At 63.1% G+C, this 15464-nt stretch carries 13 protein-coding genes, 3 pseudogenes and 1 other annotated feature; of the genes and pseudogenes, 4 read left to right on the top strand and 12 right to left on the bottom strand.

Annotated elements, in window-relative coordinates; translation table 11 throughout:
• The first annotated feature begins 23 nt into the window (after positions 1-23).
• The gene (locus CSC66_RS09585; protein ID WP_162377180.1) at positions 24-584 is read left to right on the top strand and encodes a hypothetical protein; all 561 of its coding nucleotides are present in this window, start codon (positions 24-26) and stop codon (positions 582-584) included.
• Here CSC66_RS09585 and CSC66_RS09590 read toward each other — a convergent pair.
• Together CSC66_RS09590 and CSC66_RS09595 are read right to left on the bottom strand one after the other, a co-directional pair.
• Entirely contained in the window at positions 581-1798 is a 1218-nt protein-coding gene (locus CSC66_RS09590) for a Fic family protein (RefSeq protein WP_162377181.1), read from the bottom strand. The genes CSC66_RS09585 and CSC66_RS09590 overlap by 4 nt on opposite strands.
• Positions 1799-1887: 89 nt before the next feature.
• Complete coding sequence (locus CSC66_RS09595) at positions 1888-2154, bottom strand: plasmid related protein (RefSeq protein WP_202935622.1); 267 nt, start codon at positions 2152-2154, stop codon at positions 1888-1890.
• A gap of 168 nt (positions 2155-2322) precedes the next feature.
• Between CSC66_RS09595 and CSC66_RS09600 the strand changes: the two genes are divergently transcribed.
• Positions 2323-5271 (top strand): class I SAM-dependent DNA methyltransferase, encoded by a 2949-nt coding sequence (locus CSC66_RS09600; RefSeq protein WP_162377182.1) that lies wholly within the window; start codon positions 2323-2325, stop codon positions 5269-5271.
• Positions 5272-5276: 5 nt separating this feature from the next.
• On the opposite strand, the gene CSC66_RS09605 is transcribed toward CSC66_RS09600, so the two are convergent.
• The 5 genes from CSC66_RS09605 to CSC66_RS09625 all read right to left on the bottom strand — a co-directional run bounded on the left by CSC66_RS09605 (position 5277) and on the right by CSC66_RS09625 (position 9396).
• The gene (locus CSC66_RS09605; protein ID WP_162377183.1) at positions 5277-5552 is read right to left on the bottom strand and encodes a hypothetical protein; all 276 of its coding nucleotides are present in this window, start codon (positions 5550-5552) and stop codon (positions 5277-5279) included.
• Positions 5553-5598: 46 nt separating this feature from the next.
• The gene (locus CSC66_RS09610) at positions 5599-6198 is read right to left on the bottom strand and encodes a DUF6036 family nucleotidyltransferase (protein WP_162377184.1); all 600 of its coding nucleotides are present in this window, start codon (positions 6196-6198) and stop codon (positions 5599-5601) included.
• The gene (dnaB, locus tag CSC66_RS09615; protein WP_162377185.1) at positions 6195-7619 is read right to left on the bottom strand and encodes a replicative DNA helicase; all 1425 of its coding nucleotides are present in this window, start codon (positions 7617-7619) and stop codon (positions 6195-6197) included. Before dnaB ends, CSC66_RS09610 begins: the two co-directional genes overlap by 4 nt.
• Positions 7597-8709: a hypothetical protein gene (locus tag CSC66_RS09620; RefSeq protein ID WP_162377186.1), complete on the bottom strand. Its 1113-nt coding sequence runs from the start codon at positions 8707-8709 to the stop codon at positions 7597-7599. Before CSC66_RS09620 ends, dnaB begins: the two co-directional genes overlap by 23 nt.
• A gap of 78 nt (positions 8710-8787) precedes the next feature.
• Entirely contained in the window at positions 8788-9396 is a 609-nt protein-coding gene (locus CSC66_RS09625) for a hypothetical protein (protein WP_162377187.1), read from the bottom strand.
• A gap of 420 nt (positions 9397-9816) precedes the next feature.
• Between CSC66_RS09625 and CSC66_RS09630 the strand changes: the two genes are divergently transcribed.
• Positions 9817-10566: an IS5 family transposase gene (locus tag CSC66_RS09630; RefSeq protein ID WP_026070729.1), complete on the top strand. Its 750-nt coding sequence runs from the start codon at positions 9817-9819 to the stop codon at positions 10564-10566.
• A gap of 39 nt (positions 10567-10605) precedes the next feature.
• Here CSC66_RS09630 and CSC66_RS09635 read toward each other — a convergent pair.
• Positions 10606-11090: pseudogene (locus tag CSC66_RS09635) on the bottom strand (IS5 family transposase); the annotation flags it as partial.
• Between the two features lie 22 nt (positions 11091-11112).
• Between CSC66_RS09635 and CSC66_RS17820 the strand changes: the two are divergent.
• Positions 11113-11243: pseudogene (locus tag CSC66_RS17820) on the top strand (IS3 family transposase); the annotation flags it as partial.
• Positions 11244-11287: 44 nt separating this feature from the next.
• On the opposite strand, the gene CSC66_RS09645 reads toward CSC66_RS17820, so the two are convergent.
• From CSC66_RS09645 to CSC66_RS09660, 4 genes and pseudogenes are all read right to left on the bottom strand, one after another.
• On the bottom strand, positions 11288-12463 hold the full coding sequence (locus CSC66_RS09645; protein WP_026070728.1) for a zinc-dependent alcohol dehydrogenase: 1176 nt from the start codon (positions 12461-12463) through the stop codon (positions 11288-11290).
• Positions 12464-12540: 77 nt separating this feature from the next.
• Positions 12541-12870, bottom strand: a pseudogene (locus CSC66_RS17610) (transposase); the annotation flags it as partial.
• Between the two features lie 261 nt (positions 12871-13131).
• Positions 13132-14354 (bottom strand): IS3 family transposase gene (locus CSC66_RS09655; protein WP_231390905.1). Its coding sequence is split into 2 segments (ribosomal slippage): positions 13132-14066 and positions 14066-14354, totalling 1224 coding nucleotides; the frame shifts between segments, so codons are not numbered across the junction.
• Positions 13957-14073, bottom strand: a sequence feature (AL1L pseudoknot). It overlaps the preceding gene by 117 nt.
• 12 nt (positions 14355-14366) lie before the next feature.
• Positions 14367-15452: an IS5 family transposase gene (locus CSC66_RS09660; RefSeq protein WP_162377188.1), complete on the bottom strand. Its 1086-nt coding sequence runs from the start codon at positions 15450-15452 to the stop codon at positions 14367-14369.
• Positions 15453-15464: the final 12 nt, after the last annotated feature.

Raw genomic sequence — 15464 nt, forward strand, 5'->3', positions numbered from 1 at the left:
GTCGCGAGACCCCCGACTGGGGTATGGAAGCCATCGACCTGGTGATCGCAGCGTACTGCCGCCGCGGCTACGGCATCCGCACCGGCGATGCCGATCGAGCGGATGAGGCAGCGCGGCTGTCCGCCAAGGCGCAAGGCGCTCCCCTGCAGGTGTTCGCGGTGTCGAAGCAAGCATGCGCCGACACGATCTGCTTCACCCGGCAGCGGCCAGACCTTCAGCAGCAGGCGCTGGATCTGGCATCGCAGCACCATCCAGGCTGGCGCTGGCTCAAGCCGTTCGTGCGCATGCTCATGGGCCGGAACATGTGGCAGGTGCTGTCGATCGACCTGGCCGAGCCGGTAGAGCGGCTGGTCTTTTGGGCCCCGCGGTCCGAGCTGGATCCAGAGGGGCGGCTTCGGAGCGTGTCCGGCGGCACGGGCCAGGCCGTGCGCCTGGCCTACGACCGGGAGATCCCAGCATTCAATCTGGATCTGCCCGAGCACCGGCGAGTGCTCGAAGCAGAGCTAGGCCTGGTGTTGCCCGGCCCACCGGCGGCAGAGGTGGCCGGTGACCCGGAAAGGCCGCAGATGCCGCTGTTCGGCTAGGGCCTCGGAGCGCCCGACTCCGAACCAAATTCTGGAGCGTCCTCCGAAGCGGGGGTCGCTGCCGGTTCGCCGCGAAGCAGCTCGACGTAGCGTGCGTAGCTGAAGCTCTGATTCCGGGCTCGGCCGGTGGTCTCGCGTAGCACGGCCGCTTCTTCCAGGTTCTCGATGGCCTTGGCCGCGGTGGGATAGGACACATCGAGTGCTCTTTGGGCGCGATCCACGGTCAGCTTGGGCATGGTCGGTAGCAGCTCGAACAGCCGCAATGTGGCCAGCGTGCTCGTGCCATACGCCAAGACGCGCTTGCGATCCTCAGCGATGAGTGCGGCGATCGCCACGATGCTGCGCTGCGCCTCCTCGGCGGCCACTTCGACACCTTCCAGAAAGAACGAGACCCATGCCTCCCAGTCCCCGCCTTGGCGGATGGATGACAATCGATCGTAGTAGGTCGCCTGGTGGGACTTCAGGAAGCCCGACATGTAGAGCAGCGGTTCGGGCAGCAGCTTCCACTCCTCGAATAGAACCGCGATCAGCAGGCGTCCGATACGCCCATTGCCGTCGAGAAACGGATGGATGGTCTCGAATTGAGCATGGACCAGCGCGGTGCGAACCAAGGGTGGCAGTGCGGGCTCCGGGTCATGAATGAACCGCTCCAGGTCACTGAGTGCTTGTGCCACTTCATGCGGCGGTGGTGGAACGAAACGGGCGTTACCCGGCCGAGTGCCGCTAATCCAGTTCTGGGTTGTCCGCACGTTGCCCGGCTGCTTGGTAGCCCCGCGTGCGCCGGCCAATAGGATTCGGTGAGCTTCGGTGAGCAGGCGAACCGATACAGGTAGCCCTGTGGGGCTGCTCAGCTGCGCCCGTGCGTACTTGAATGCCCGCAGGTAGTTGGTGACCTCCTCGACATCGTCGGTGTTGGTCACCGCGATGCCGGCCTCCTCGTCCAGCAGGTCGGACAAGGTGGCCTGGGTGCCTTCCAGCTGGGAGGTCAGCAATGCTTCGCGGCGGATGGCGCCGTAGATCAGCCACTCGCTTGATGCGACCAGCCCGGTCATGCCCGAAAGGCGAAGCAGGGCGGTCTCGGCGCGGCGGTTCTGTTCTACGTAGGAGGCCGTGTCCAAGGCTGGCGCCGCCGGCGGCAGGGGGCGGGGTACGAACGCGCGGACCGCTTCCCCGGCGTAGGCTGTGGTGACGTAACTGCCGGTAATCCGAGGCATGCAAGGATCCTTGAATAGTCGGCCATGCTGTTCAAGGGAAATTGAACAGTCCCGGACACTATTAAAGCACCCTTTAATAGCTCCGGGGCCTAATAGTCCTCCGGGGCCAGCGCGGTCGTGCTGGAACGATCGGCCTCGGTGATCACCCAGGCTTCGACCAGGGCGCCCGCGTGGGGCACCCGATAGATCGACATCAGCCGTCCCCGTCCGGCCGCCAGGGCCGCGTCATTTGCCTCACGGTCCTCCGGCAAGACGTCGCCCCAGTCCCCCCGTGCGTGGCGCCTGACGAGCGGGAGGAGCGTCTGGAAGGCATCAGGCTCCCCGCCGAGCTGGTTCACCAGGTTCGTCGTGACCACGAACGTCCCTAGGGCGACCTGATCACCGGGGTTGCGTAGGGCCAAGTCGACGGGGTGCCAGCTGCGTGGCGGGGGAGAGGCGGTCATGGCCCGCCTTATAGCGGCCTCCAGCCTGGGCGTCCAGCCAGGCCCGCATGCGATCATCCTCGGAATTGGGGAGGGTCAGGGATGTCGCCGAACGAATTCATCGCGAAGTGGAAGGGGGGCGGGGAAGAGAAGCGCGACGCGCAGTCCTTCTTCGACGACCTGTGCCGACTGGTCGGGCACAAGACCCCCCGGGAGGCGGACCCGGAGCACACCTGGTTCACCTACGAGTACGGGGTAGGCAAAGCCGGTGGCGGAAAGGGATTCGCCGATGCCTGGATGAAGAACCGATTCGGCTGGGAGGCCAAGAGCACAGGCCGCGACCTGAAGGAAGCCTACGTCCAGCTGAAGATGTACGCCGACGAGCTGCAGAATCCACCGCTGTTGGTGGTGTCTGATCTGCGCACGATCGAGATCCATACCAACTTCACCAACACGGTGAAGGAAGTGCACCGCTTCACGGTGGAGGACCTGGCCGATCCTGCCGTGCTGCGCAAGGTGCGGGCGATGTTCCACAACCCGGACGAGCTTCGTCCCGGGATCCTGCGGTCGGACATCACGCGCGAGGCCGCACGAAAGTTCGCTGGCCTAGCCGGCACGCTGCGCGGCCGTGGGCACCCGCCCCAGAAGGTGGCGCACTTCTTAAACCGGCTCGTGTTCTGCATGTTCGCGGAGGACATCGGGCTGCTGCAGGACAACCTTTTCACCCGGATGGTGGAAGGCTCGCAAGATGACCCTGATGCATTCGAGGAGAATGCACGGCAACTGTTCCGGGCGATGCACATGGGTGGACGTGCTGCGTTCGTGCCAGTCGCGTGGTTCAATGGCGGCCTCTTCGACGACGACTCGACCCTAAGGTTCGAGCGAGAAGAGCTTCGCGTCCTCCTGGGCGCTTGCCAGCTCTCCTGGGACCAGATCGATCCATCCATCTTCGGCACGCTCTTTGAGCGGGGTCTTGATCCGTCCAGTCGCGCTCAACTCGGTGCGCACTATACAGACCCGGATACGATCATGAAGTTGATCAAGCCCGTGTTAGTTGAGCCGTGGCTTGCCGAGTGGGATGCAGAGAAATCTATCCTGCAGCCGCTCATGGACAAGGCTGACACCAAAGGTTCGCGTCGAGGTGAATCGCCTAGCGTCAAGGGAGCCAGGACAACTGCGTTCAACCAAGCCAAGCAACGCGTGGCCGACTTCCTGGACAGGCTGCGAGCGTTCACGGTGCTCGACCCCGCTTGTGGCTCGGGCAACTTCTTGTTTATGTCACTGCGAGCGCTCAAGGACTTGGAACAACGCATCATGATTGAGGCGGAGGAAATGGGCGTCCCGCGCCAGATCCTCGGGGTCAATCCGCGACAGGTTCTCGGAATAGAGATCAACGAGTATGCGGCTGAGCTTGCACGGATCACTATATGGATCGGTGAGCTTCAGTGGATGATCCAGAACGGCTACGGTGCCAGGCGAGATCCCATCCTTTTGCCACTTGAGCAGATTCAATGCCGGGACGCGCTCGTCAACGCCGACGGATCGGAGGCCGATTGGCCGGCAGCCGACGTGATCGTTGGCAATCCGCCCTTCATAGGCGGCAACAAGATGCGCAGCGAGCTGGGGCCAGCCTATACCACGCACGTGCGGAGGCTTTACGCTGGACGCGTTTCTTCGGGTGCAGATTTCGTCTGCTTCTGGTTTGAAAAGGCTCGTGAAGCCATAGTCGCCAAGCGGACTAAGCGGGCGGGTCTTGTTGCGACCAACAGCATTCGTCACGGGAAGAATCGCAAGGCGCTCGATCGCATCAAGAATGGTCTGCACATCTTCGCTGCATGGAGTAGCTTGGAGTGGTGGGACAACGAAACCCCGGTGGACGTTTCTCTCATCGCGTTTGGGCCATCGCCGTCGCCAGTTGGCCTGCTCGATGACGTCGTAGTTCCTGAGATCACATCCAGCCTGACCCCTTTACTGCACCACGACATCGCCAAGGCCAAGGTTCTGGCAAGCAACAAGGGGCGGTCGTTCCAAGGCGTGATCCCTCGCGCAGAGCTAAAGCGAGCAAAGCGCGTACGACTCGGTCTCGACTTGCCCGAGGCGACGTTCAACCTGGACGGCTGCGTGGCAAGGCGAATGCTGCAAGGCCCGGCTACGCCGCTGGGGGAACCTGTAGCTTCGGTTGTGCGTCCATACTTGATCGCCGACGACATTACGGACCGGCCCTACGATCGCTATATCGTCAACTTTGGATCTCGCGATATGGCTGCCGCTTCCATGTTTGCCGGCCCCTTTGACGCCGTCGCAAACGTGCGACTGCATCGCGAACATATGGACGAGAGGAACGATCGAGAGAGCTGGTGGCAACTATCGCGTTGGCGGCCGAAGATGGTGGCGGCACTGGAGCCGCTCACCCGATACATCGCAATTCCGCGGCATTCCAAGCACTACATATGCGCTTGGGTACATCCAGCCGTACTGCCGGATAGCGCGGTTGTGGTAGTTGCGCGAGATGATGACGCGTTCTTCGGAATGCTCCATTCAAGAATTCATCGAGCGTGGGCACTTCGGCAGGGGAGTGAACTGGAGAACCGGCCTCGCTATACGCCCTCCTCTTCCTTCGATACCTTCCCCTTCCCAAACGGGATGACGCCGGATGTCAGTGCTGCCGACCTGGAAGCCATGCCAACGGCTCGGAAGATTGCCGAGGCGGCGCGACAGCTCGTACAGGCGCGCGATGGATGGCTGAACCCCGACGCATGGGCTGAGTGGAAAGACGACGTTGTTGCGGAATTTCCGAAGCGCGTGGTAGCACGTCCTGGCCACGAGAAGGATCTGGCTGGCCGCACGCTCACGAGTCTCTACAACGATCCGCCGGCGTGGTTGACCGCGCTGCATGACGCACTGGACCAGGCGGTGGCAGAGGCTTATGGGTGGGAGTGGCCACTGGACGACGAGGAGATCCTGAGGCGGCTGTTTGAGCTCAACGCCGAGCGCCAGGGCGGGGCAGCGAACCAGGCCCGAGAAGAAGCGGAGGACGAAGATGACGCCTGAGAGCGTCAGCCCCGAAGAAGCTCTTCCAGGCGCGCCCGGATGCGGCTGGGCGGGTAGGCCCAGTGCTGCAGTCCCCAGCGTTCCTTCAGCTCCTTGGCCCCGGCATTGCGGGCCAAGGTGTCGCTGGCCAGCGCTTGCGCCTTGGCCAGCACCTGGTCGCGGGCGGGGGAGGGCGGCAGCAGCTTCATCAGCCGCACGTACTCCAGCGTTGCGCCGAGCTGGCGCACGCCCTCACTATTCACCTGGTCGAGCGCTTCCAGCCCCCCCAAATCCGGGGACATCAACCATCGGGCCAGCTCTGCCTCAGCCGAACGGCTGTGCAGGCCGTCAAGGGCCTGGAGTATCGCCCCGAAGGGCACGGATGCGTGCGACGGCGTCATGGAGGTTGTGTCGTACTTGCTCGGGGTTCAGGCCGATCGCGGTGTTCAGCGCTTCGGTGGCCAGGTGCTCGAACTCGTCCGGATCGATCGCATCGTACATCGACTCGATGTCGATCCTGTCCACGTCCGCATAGCGGGCGATCTTGCTGATGGCCAGGTCCACGGGGGCCAGCACGAAGACCTGAAACTTGTCCCCGCCGCCGAGGCGGCTGGGTACCAGCTCAATGCGGTCGACGTAGTCCTCGTGCATCAGGCTCAGGGACGGGCTGTAGTTGCGGTCGATGTAGATCGACTGCTCCTGGCCTTGCTCGTCCTGGTAGATGATCACGTCTTCCAGCGGAACGTAGCTCTTCTTGCCGGTGCCCTGCAGCGCGAACTCGGCGTCGATGTCGCGGGAGACGCGCTGACCCGTCCAGTAGTGCGCTGCGGCGCCGCCGGCGATGACCACTCGGATGGGCGCGTCGAGCGGTGGTAGCCGGGCGGCTTCGCGATCGAACAGCTCGCGAATGGCTCGGATCATCGCAGTGTCGGAGACTGGCGTGCTCATAGCAGATCCTCCAGCGGATCGTCCCGCAGGTTGGAGAACCGGCTGTACTGACCATGGAACCTGAGCTTCACCGTTCCGGTCTCGCCCATACGTTGCTTCGCGATGATGATTTCTGCCAGGCCCTTGTCGGGCGAGTTCTCCTTGTCGTAGTAGTCGTCGCGGTAGATGAAGGCGACGACGTCGGCATCCTGTTCGATCGAGCCGGACTCACGCAGGTCTGCCATGACCGGGCGCTTATCTGAGCGGGTTTCCACGCCGCGGTTGAGCTGCGAGAGCGCGATGACCGGGACGTTCAGCTCCTTGGCGAGAGCCTTGAGTGAGCGGGAGATTTCCGAAACTTCGGTGGCGCGATTCTCATTCGTGCCGGGAACGGTCATGAGCTGCAGATAGTCGATCACGATCAGACCCAGGTTCGCGTGCTGCCGCTTGATTCGACGAGCCCGGGACCGCAAACGATCGGGAGAAAGAGCAGGCGTATCGTCAATGACCAGGGTGATGTCATTGATCTGCCGGATGGCTGAGGTGATGTGCGACCAGTCCTCATCCTCCAGACGGGCAGTGCGCAAGCGATTGGCGTCCACCCGCCCCATGGAAGACACCAGGCGTTGTGACAGCTGCTCCTTGGACATCTCCATCGAGAAGACGGCGACGGCCTTCTTCGACTTGACCGCTGCGTTCTCGGCGATGTTCAGCGCGAAGGTTGTTTTGCCCATGGCCGGCCGAGCGGCCAAGATGATCAGGTCGGTCGGATTCAGCCCAGACAACTTCTCGTCCAGTTCGTGATATCCGGTCGGCAGACCGGTGATACCGCCGCCGGCGTTGTAGTGCTCCTGCAGTCGACGGAACATTGCATGGGTCGCTTCCTTGACCGGTACGGCGCCGGTCTCTTCGTACCTGGCTTCCTGGCCGACCGCGAAGATCTTCTGTTCGGCCTCAGCAACGACCTCTGCAGCCTCCAGTCCGTCCGGATTGAATCCCTGGTTGACAATCTCGGTGCCCGCTTCGATGACACGCCGCAGCAATGCCTTCTCGTTGACGATCTTCGCGTAGGCAACGATGTTTGCGGCCGATGGCGTGGTCGTCGCCAGATCGACCAGATAGCTCCCTCCACCCACCTGCTCGGACGCGCCATTCGCGTCGAACCACTCGCCCAGCGTGACTGCATCGAAGGGCCGGGACTTCTCGGCCAGGTCCTTCATGGCCTGGTAGATCAGCTGGTGGTCGCGCCGGTAGAAGTCGCGCACCTCCAGCATGTCCTCGACGACGTCGAACATGTCGTTGGCCAGCATCAGGCCGCCTAGGACGGCCTGCTCCGCTTCGATGCTCTGCGGCGGCAGCATCACCCGGGCCAGCTCCGCTTCCTGGCCCAGGCTGCGACCACGCGAGCGGCCACGGCTGTTACGGGCCTGGCCGTTCGCCATGGGTCGGCTCCTCGTCCAGTCGCTTGGGGATGTCCACGCCGATTGCGGACTTGAACTCGTCTGCCGACAGAATGGCCACCGAGTTGTCCCTGCGGGCGCTGTCCAGGCGCGCCTGCTGCTCTGCGAACCACGTCGCCGTGTGTTTGTTGCGAGGGATGTGGTAGATCGTGGATTCGTCCCAGTCTTCCTTCGGATCGAACGTGGCCAGCATCTCCTCGGGCATGTCCGCGTTGAGATAGCAGATGGCATCCTCGGGGAAGCGGGAGAGCTCGAAGGCGTCGAAGAAGGCGACGTTCTTCTGCTCGGGGTAGTACACCGGCACCCAGACCTTGGTTTCGCCGTAGTTCTCATCGTCGTCCAGCAGGCTGAGCACGGCCTTGGCAGCTCGCTTGCGCCCATCCTCGGTCGACAGAAGCTGCGTCCAGGCGACCTCGGCGCTGAGGTTGAAGTAGGCTGCATCGGCCTTGATGCGGTCCTGCAGCTCGATGCGCAGCGCGGCCGCGTTGTCCGGCGGGGTATAGCGGTCGGAGGTGTAGCCAGAGGTGCGGTAGCGGCACTCGAAGCCATTCTCCTGCAGCTCCAGGCGGACATAGGCCTGCAGATCTTCGGACAGGCGCTTAGCGCGCTCGGCGTACTCGCTGGCCACGCGGCCTTCCTTGAGCTGGTCCTGCACGTAGGAGTCCGGCTCGGCCACCATGTCGTTCGGGGAGTCGTAACCACGGGAGTCCTTCACGGCGCCGGCGCCGACCACGTAGTCGTGCTGCCATCCGCGAAGACCCAGCTGCACCGGGCCCGCCTCGATCAGCGATCGGAACTCGCTATCGAATCCGGCCCGCGCGTCACGGAAATCCTCCCGATTGACTTCCAGGCCCAAGTCCTCGCCAGCCTGTCGGATTGCTTCGAGCAGGTTGGAGTATTCGTCCTGCGCTTCGACGTGACACCAGGTCTCGTAGTTCATCGGCGTATCGCCGTCGCTGGTGTCGAAATCAGCCACGTACGCCTGATAGTCCTCGTCGGTGCACAGCGTGCCGCTGACCAGGAAGGTGCCGCCGGTGCCGTTGAAGGTGTCGGAGTAGACGCCGTAACCCATGGGGATCCCTCGAAAAACTGAATTGTGGACCAGGCCGTGCCCGGTGGCTAGGAATATTGGGCGAATAGAATAGATGGCTTACGGGGCTGGGGATTCGCTCCCGGGGCTCAATTCCTCCATCAGCTCCTCCTCAGTGAGTCCTTTCAGTGTGTCGACCAGGACAAGGCGCGGCTCGTGGCAGGCAATGGCCTGCTCCACGAGGCTGTCGATCTCGCACCACGCGGACTCGAACGTCCGGTCGTCGTGCTTGGGCACGGCCGAGAAGAAGAAGTTTTCCGTGGTGACGGTGAGGTAGTCCAGCTCGGTGCGATCGTCCTCGGCGGCATCCAGGCGATGCCACGTCTCCGGCGATCCGTTGACGCTCACCATGTCCAGGTTGAAGGCCCTGCACAGACCCTGCAGGTGCCGCAGCTTGGCGATGAAGTCGTTATCGACACGGACGCTCACGTAGGACGGCGCCGCGTCCAGGTCGTGCGGATTGGAGACTTCCAGCAGGGCGCTGATGGGCTTGCCGATCGTCTCGGCCGTGACGAAGGCCGCGTCCAGCGCCTTGCGGGCGACGTAGGTGCGTTCCAGCGCCTCGCCCACGACCGGCTCCGATCCGTCCAGGTTCTCCGCGCGGATCTCGCGCAGCAGCTCATCGCATTCGTTCAGGGCGTTTCGAGTGGTGTCGAGCAGGGTGGACATGCAGGCCTCGGAAAAGAAAATGGGGGGCGTCCGGGGGAAGACGCCCCCCAAGGGGGTTGCCGCTCTAAGGTAAGCGCCTGAGGGGAAGCAGGCGCGGAAGAACTATATCACCCCAAGAACGATACTACAACGAAAGTTTTCGCTAGAACGGTTGTGCACACATAGGTGTGCTCCCAAGGACGCCGGACTGCGCCCCAACCATCTGATCTTGTTGACATTCTCTTGGCAAGGGCCTACTCCTTGATCGACTAGTTGGCCGCTACTTGTAGAGAACGCAGCCGCAGCGAACGATTTTAGCGTGTTTTCTCACCACTTCCTGCCAGCCCTTCAGAACGACTCTAGGCTCCAAACCCAATCACCCACTTGAAGCCTGACGGCAAATCATGATTCCGATGCGTCTTGATCGCGTTGGAGCCGGTGATGAGCAAGCTGTTTTGGCTGTCAGATGATCAATGGGCGGCAGTCGAGCCGCATCTGCCGAGGAACCAGGCAGCCGCTCGGCGGGTCGATGATCGCCGGGTGATCTCGGGCATCATTCATGTGTTGAAGATCGGCTGTCGTTGGCAGGATTGCCCCGCCGAATACGGCCCGTCCACGACCGTCTACAACCGGTTCAATCGCTGGTCCCACAAACGGTTCTGGTTGAAGCTGCTGGAGGCGCTGGCCGATGCGGGCGCGGTCACTCGCAGCACCTCGATCGACTCGACCTACGTCAAGGCGCAACGCTCGGCCTTCGGCGGAAAAGGGGGGGGCCGGACGCAGGGCATCGGCCCGTCGCGCGGTGGCCAAACGACCAAGGTTCACGCCCTCACCGACGTCGTCGGACGTCCCTTCGCCCTGATCCTGACACCAGGAAACGTCTCCGACATCACCGTCGCTCCGACCCTGCTCGCCCGCGCTCCCGACGCCCGCTACGTCCTTGCTGACAAAGGATATGACGCCGACGGTCTGCGACGTTCGCTGCGCCAGACCGGGGCCGTTCCCGTCATCCCCGGCCGGGCCAATCGAAAGCGAGCCGTCATCTACGACAAGGCCCGATACAAAGAACGACACCGCGTCGAGAACGCCTTCTGCCGGATCAAGGACTACCGCCGCGTCGCCACCCGCTACGACAAACTCGCGGCCAACTTCCTCTCCGGCGTCGCACTCGCCATCCTGGTCGCCTTCTGACTATGAATGAGTCTGGAGCCTAGGCTTAGGACTCACTGATCACAGCCAGAAGAGCACGGTGGCGGCCAGTGCTAGTGCGGAGAAGCCGACGGTTGGCGGTCATATCGCGTTGCCACGCGGCGCCAGTCCTTCAGGCGGCCGAACATGATCTCGATGCGGTTACGCCGTTCGTACCGCGGCTTGTCGTATTTGACAGGCAGAGATCGGGATTTGCGGCCCGGAAGGCACGGTTTGATGCCCTTTTGCTCCAGCGCATCTCTGAACCAGTCAGCGTCATAGCCGCGGTCGGCGAGCATCCACTTGGCCTTGGGCAGATCGTCAAGCAAGGCAGCTGCACCGGTGTAATCGCTGATCTGGCCGGCCGTGATGAAGAAGCTTAAAGGGCGGCCGTTTGCATCAGTCACGGCGTGCAGCTTCGTGTTGATGCTGCCCTTGGTCCGTCCAATCAGGGGCCCGAGATCCCTTTTTACCCCAAGGCTGGAATGCGTGCGGCCGGCCTTGAGATAGGTTGCGTCGATCATGTCGGCCTGCGGGTCGGCTTTCTGGTCTGTAGGGCCCCATGGCAGCCTGCCTGCCGACCGCCGGCACCGGAGATGGCTCCACCGCCATCTCCGGCCTCCGGTTCCGCTTCGCTCCACCTCCGTCCGGACATGACGGCGACGAGCTTATTGTACTAACAAACCGCTCGGTCCGCTCGGCGGGGGCAGATCAGATCCGCACGTCAGCCGTGCGGGCGCATAACCACCTTAATGACGCCTTCTTCCTTGTCCCGAAACTTGGCGTACATTTCCGGCGCGTCCTCGAGGCTTGCCGGGTGGGTAATCACGAAACTGGGATCGATTGCACCGGCTACGATCTTCTCCAGCAACGGCTTGGTGTAGCGCTGGACGTGGGTCTGACCGAGTTTGATCGTCAGTCCCTTGTTCATTGCCGCCCCGAGTGGGAGCTTGTCGGCCACGCCGACATATACGCCAGGGACGGACACCGTGCCTCCCTTGCGACAATTCATGATGGCTTGGCGCAGCACATGCACCCGATCAGTGGCGAGCATCAAGCTCGCCTTGACCTTGTCCATCACCGCGTCGGCCGCGCCGTGACCTGCCGCCTCGCAGCCGACCGCATCGATGCAGCTGTCCGGGCCACGTCCCTTGGTCCGCGCCTGCAATTCGTCATAGACATCGGTCTCGGCGAAGTTGATCGTCTCGGCGCCGCCCGCCTCGGCCATGGCGAGCCGCTCGGGCACCTCGTCGATCGCGATCACCCGGCCCGCGCCCATCATCAGGGCCGATCGGATGGCGAACTGACCGACTGGGCCGCAACCCCAGATCGCGACGGTGTCGCCGGGCTCGATCTGTGCGTTCTCGGCGGCCATGTAGCCGGTCGGAAATATGTCGGATAGAAACAGCGCCTGCTCATCCGTAATGTTGTCGGGGATTTTGATCGGACCGAAGTCGGCCATCGGCACGCGCAGATATTCCGCCTGACCGCCGCAGTAGCCGCCCATCATGTGGCTGAAGCCGAACAACCCTGCGGGCGAATGGCCCATGGCCTTTGCTGCCATCTCGGCGTTCGGATTCGTCCGGTCGCAAGCTGCAAACAAGCCTTTCTTACAGAACCAGCAATCGCCGCAGCTGATCGTGAAGGGTACGACGACACGATCGCCGATCTTCAGGTTCGTCACTTCGGAACCGAGCGCCACGACCTCCCCCATATTCTCGTGGCCGAGGATATCACCTGCCTCCATCGTAGGCTGGTAACCATCGAGCAGGTGAAGGTCGGACCCGCAAATGGCGCATGCCGTGACCTTGATGATGGCATCACGGGGGTGCTTGATCTCGGGATCCGCGACGGTGTCGACGCGAACGTCACCCTTACCGTGCCAACACAGTGCGCGCATAATTCTCTCCATTCAGAAAACCGGTCCAACCGGCCGACCATTCCGAAGACCTTAACGCGCTTGCGCGTGATCGGGTCCCCCCTTTTTGCGCCGCCGGAGCACCGGTGCGCGTTCACATAGCTGCTGTCGATCTGGCCAGTCTAGGCGCTCCACCCTTCCTCGGTCAAGGCCGCCAGGATACAGTTCACGCCGCGTCGGCTCCAGCGGTTCCAGCGATTGTAGATGGTCGTCGAGGGATCATACTCGCTCGGGCAGTCGGCTCAGCGACCGCCGCACTTCAGCATGTGCACGATACCCGATATCACCCGTCGGTCATCGACCCGCCGGGCCCCCGGCTGGTTCTTCGGCAAGTGCGGCTCGATCGCCGCCCACGCCGCATCCGACAACCAAAACAACGATCCCGCCATGCCCAGACCCTCCTCAACTGGAGACTCCTGAATCAGCACGCCGTTGCAGAATCAAGCTTCTGATTGGGTTTGGACCCTAGCAGGCTGTTGAGAAACACCCCGCGATTGCCGTGTCGATAGCTCCTGTCGATTGTTCCGGCGAGGGTTCAGCGTCGATCTTGGCGCCAAACGCGGACTCCGGGCGCACCTTTCCTCAGGTCGGCGACGGCGACCACCAGCCACTGAATCGCCCCGGCTTCTCCGGAGGCCATTTCGTTTGAGTCACGCCGCGATGGCGTGACCCGTGTTGCCGGCGTAGTACGCCGCCTCCGCTTCCGCCGGGGGTATGTTGCCGATTGGCCCCAGCAGTCGCTGGTTGTTATACCAGTCGACCCAACCCAGGGTCTCCCATTCGACCTCCTCCCGGCTGCGCCAGGAGCGGCGGTTCGTAACCTCGGTCTTGAACAGTCCGATCACCGTTTCGGCCAGCGCGTTGTCGTAGCTGTCGCCGACGCTGCCCACCGAAGGTTCGATGCCGGCCTCGATCAGGCGGTCGGTATAGCGGATGGAAAGGTATTGGCTGCCCCTGTCGGAATGATGGATCAGTGCCTTCTCCGCTGGGCGGCGCACCCACACGGCCTGCTCGAGTGCGTCGAGCACGAACTGCGTCTGCTGCGACGAACTGGCCCGCCAGCCGACGATCCGCCGGGCGAATACGTCGATCACGAAAGCCACGTACACAAATCCCTGCCACGTCGGCACGTAGGTGAAATCGCTCACCCACAGCGCGTTCGGCCGGTCAGCCTTGAACTGCCGCTTCACCAGGTCCATCGGCTTCTCTTCCACCACTTCCTGCCCGATCCATTTGCGCGGCTTGCCACGCACCACGCCCTGGAGGCCAGCCCGGCGCATCAGTCGCTCCACCGTGCATCGGGCCACCCGCACGCCTTCCCGGTGGAGCTGGCGCCACACCTTGCGCGCCCCGTAGGCCTGCCGGTTCTCTTTCCAGACCCGGTCGATCACCGGCGCCAAGGCCTGCTCCCGATGCCAGCGCGCCGGCTGGCGCGACGGGTCGGCCTGGCGGCTGGTGTGCTCGTAGTACGTCGACGGGGCGATCGGCAACACCTTGCAGATCGGCTCGACCCCGTAGGCATCGCGGTGATCGTCGATGAACCCATTTAAGGCTTGAATCGGCGGTCGAGCTCCGCCTGGGCAAAATACGCCGACGCCTTGCGCAGGATCTCGTTGGCCTGGCGCAGCTCGCGGTTCTCGCGCTCCAGGGCCTTGATCCGCGCCTGTTCGTCGGTCGTCAGTCCGGGCCGCAGCCCGCTGTCGCGCTCGGCACGGCGGACCCACGTCCGCAGCGTCTCCGCCTTGCAGCCGATCTTCCCGGCCACCGACGTGATCGCCGCCCACTGGGAGCTGTGCTCGCCCTGGTGGTCCAGGACCATCCGCACAGCCCGCTCACGCACCTCGGGTGCGTACCTCGTCAATCTGTTGCTCATGGCTCCATCCTCTCAAGGTTTGGAGCCTCCGGGAAAGACGGGGCGATTCACACCGATACCACCCAGTCGAATCAGGTTGTACGCCGCAAAGGTCCAGGTGGTGAACGCGCGCCAACACAGACCGACATGGCGCAGTTTGCGCAATCCACCGAACGTCTTTGCCCATCCGAATCCTTGTTCGATGCGTTTGCGGACTTGCTGGCTGATCGCATAACCCTTGCTGCGCGCGATGTGCTCATCGAAAGCACTGCGCCGGCCTGAGGTGTTGCGGGCGATATGTGGGTGGACGCCACGTGCCTTCAGTGAGTCCACGAAATCCTGAGTGTCGTACCCCTTGTCGGCGCCGAGCGTCGCGCCGTTGCCGATCCCGGCCTCGACGAGCATGGCCAACGCCGCCTCTCGCTCGGAGGTGCCGGTGGCATGACGGACGTCGACCGCCACGATGATTCCGTTGCGATTCTCCATCAACGTGCTGGCCTGATAGCTGAGCATGGCTTCCTTGCCTTTCCCCTTGCGCATCAGGCGAGCGTCCGGATCGGTGGTGGACGCATGCGTGTCGTTGCTGCGCGGCCGCCCGCGGAAGTCGTCGCCTCGACCATCGTCGTCGCCATCCTTGGGGCAGAAGCTTTTGTGCGAGACCCAGGCCTCCAGCAGCGTGCCATCCACGGAAAAGTGCTCGTCGCTCACCAATTCGTTGACACGCGCTAGCAGCACGGTGTGCTGGAAGAAGTGCTGAGCGATCTCGGCATCGAACAGGCGATCGCGGTTGAACGAAAACGTCGAGTGGTCCCACACCGGATCATCAATGTTGAGCCCGACAAACCAGCGGAACAGCAGGTTGTAGTCCATCTGCTCCATCAGCAGCCGCTCGCTGCGCACGCTGTAGACGACCTGCAGCAGCGCTGCTCTGAGTAACCGCTCCGGGGGGATCGACGGACGGCCATGCTTGGCGTAACGGCTCGAGAACTCGGCATCGAGCCCGGCCAGTGTCGTGTCCACCAGTACCCGCAGCTTGCGGATCGGATGGTCGGCAGGAACACGCTGTTCCACCGAAACGTAGGAGAACATGCCAAGCTGCTGCTGATCGGGGATGCGCATTCGCTTGCGGGG

Origin of the sequence: Pseudoxanthomonas kaohsiungensis (genome assembly GCF_010211765.1) — a bacterium.
GTDB classification, from domain to species: Bacteria; Pseudomonadota; Gammaproteobacteria; order Xanthomonadales; family Xanthomonadaceae; genus Pseudoxanthomonas; species Pseudoxanthomonas kaohsiungensis.

Coding starts and splice junctions, on each gene's coding strand:
- CSC66_RS09585 (WP_162377180.1), top strand. CDS start 24: ATGGAAGCCATCGACCTGGTGATCGCAGCGTACTGCCGCCGCGGCTAC.
- CSC66_RS09590 (WP_162377181.1), bottom strand. CDS start 1,798: ATGCCTCGGATTACCGGCAGTTACGTCACCACAGCCTACGCCGGGGAA.
- CSC66_RS09600 (WP_162377182.1), top strand. CDS start 2,323: ATGTCGCCGAACGAATTCATCGCGAAGTGGAAGGGGGGCGGGGAAGAG.
- CSC66_RS09605 (WP_162377183.1), bottom strand. CDS start 5,552: ATGTCCCCGGATTTGGGGGGGCTGGAAGCGCTCGACCAGGTGAATAGT.
- CSC66_RS09610 (WP_162377184.1), bottom strand. CDS start 6,198: ATGAGCACGCCAGTCTCCGACACTGCGATGATCCGAGCCATTCGCGAG.
- dnaB (WP_162377185.1), bottom strand. CDS start 7,619: ATGGCGAACGGCCAGGCCCGTAACAGCCGTGGCCGCTCGCGTGGTCGC.
- CSC66_RS09620 (WP_162377186.1), bottom strand. CDS start 8,709: ATGGGTTACGGCGTCTACTCCGACACCTTCAACGGCACCGGCGGCACC.
- CSC66_RS09625 (WP_162377187.1), bottom strand. CDS start 9,396: ATGTCCACCCTGCTCGACACCACTCGAAACGCCCTGAACGAATGCGAT.
- CSC66_RS09630 (WP_026070729.1), top strand. CDS start 9,817: ATGAGCAAGCTGTTTTGGCTGTCAGATGATCAATGGGCGGCAGTCGAG.
- CSC66_RS09645 (WP_026070728.1), bottom strand. CDS start 12,463: ATGCGCGCACTGTGTTGGCACGGTAAGGGTGACGTTCGCGTCGACACC.
- CSC66_RS09660 (WP_162377188.1), bottom strand. CDS start 15,452: ATGCGCATCCCCGATCAGCAGCAGCTTGGCATGTTCTCCTACGTTTCG.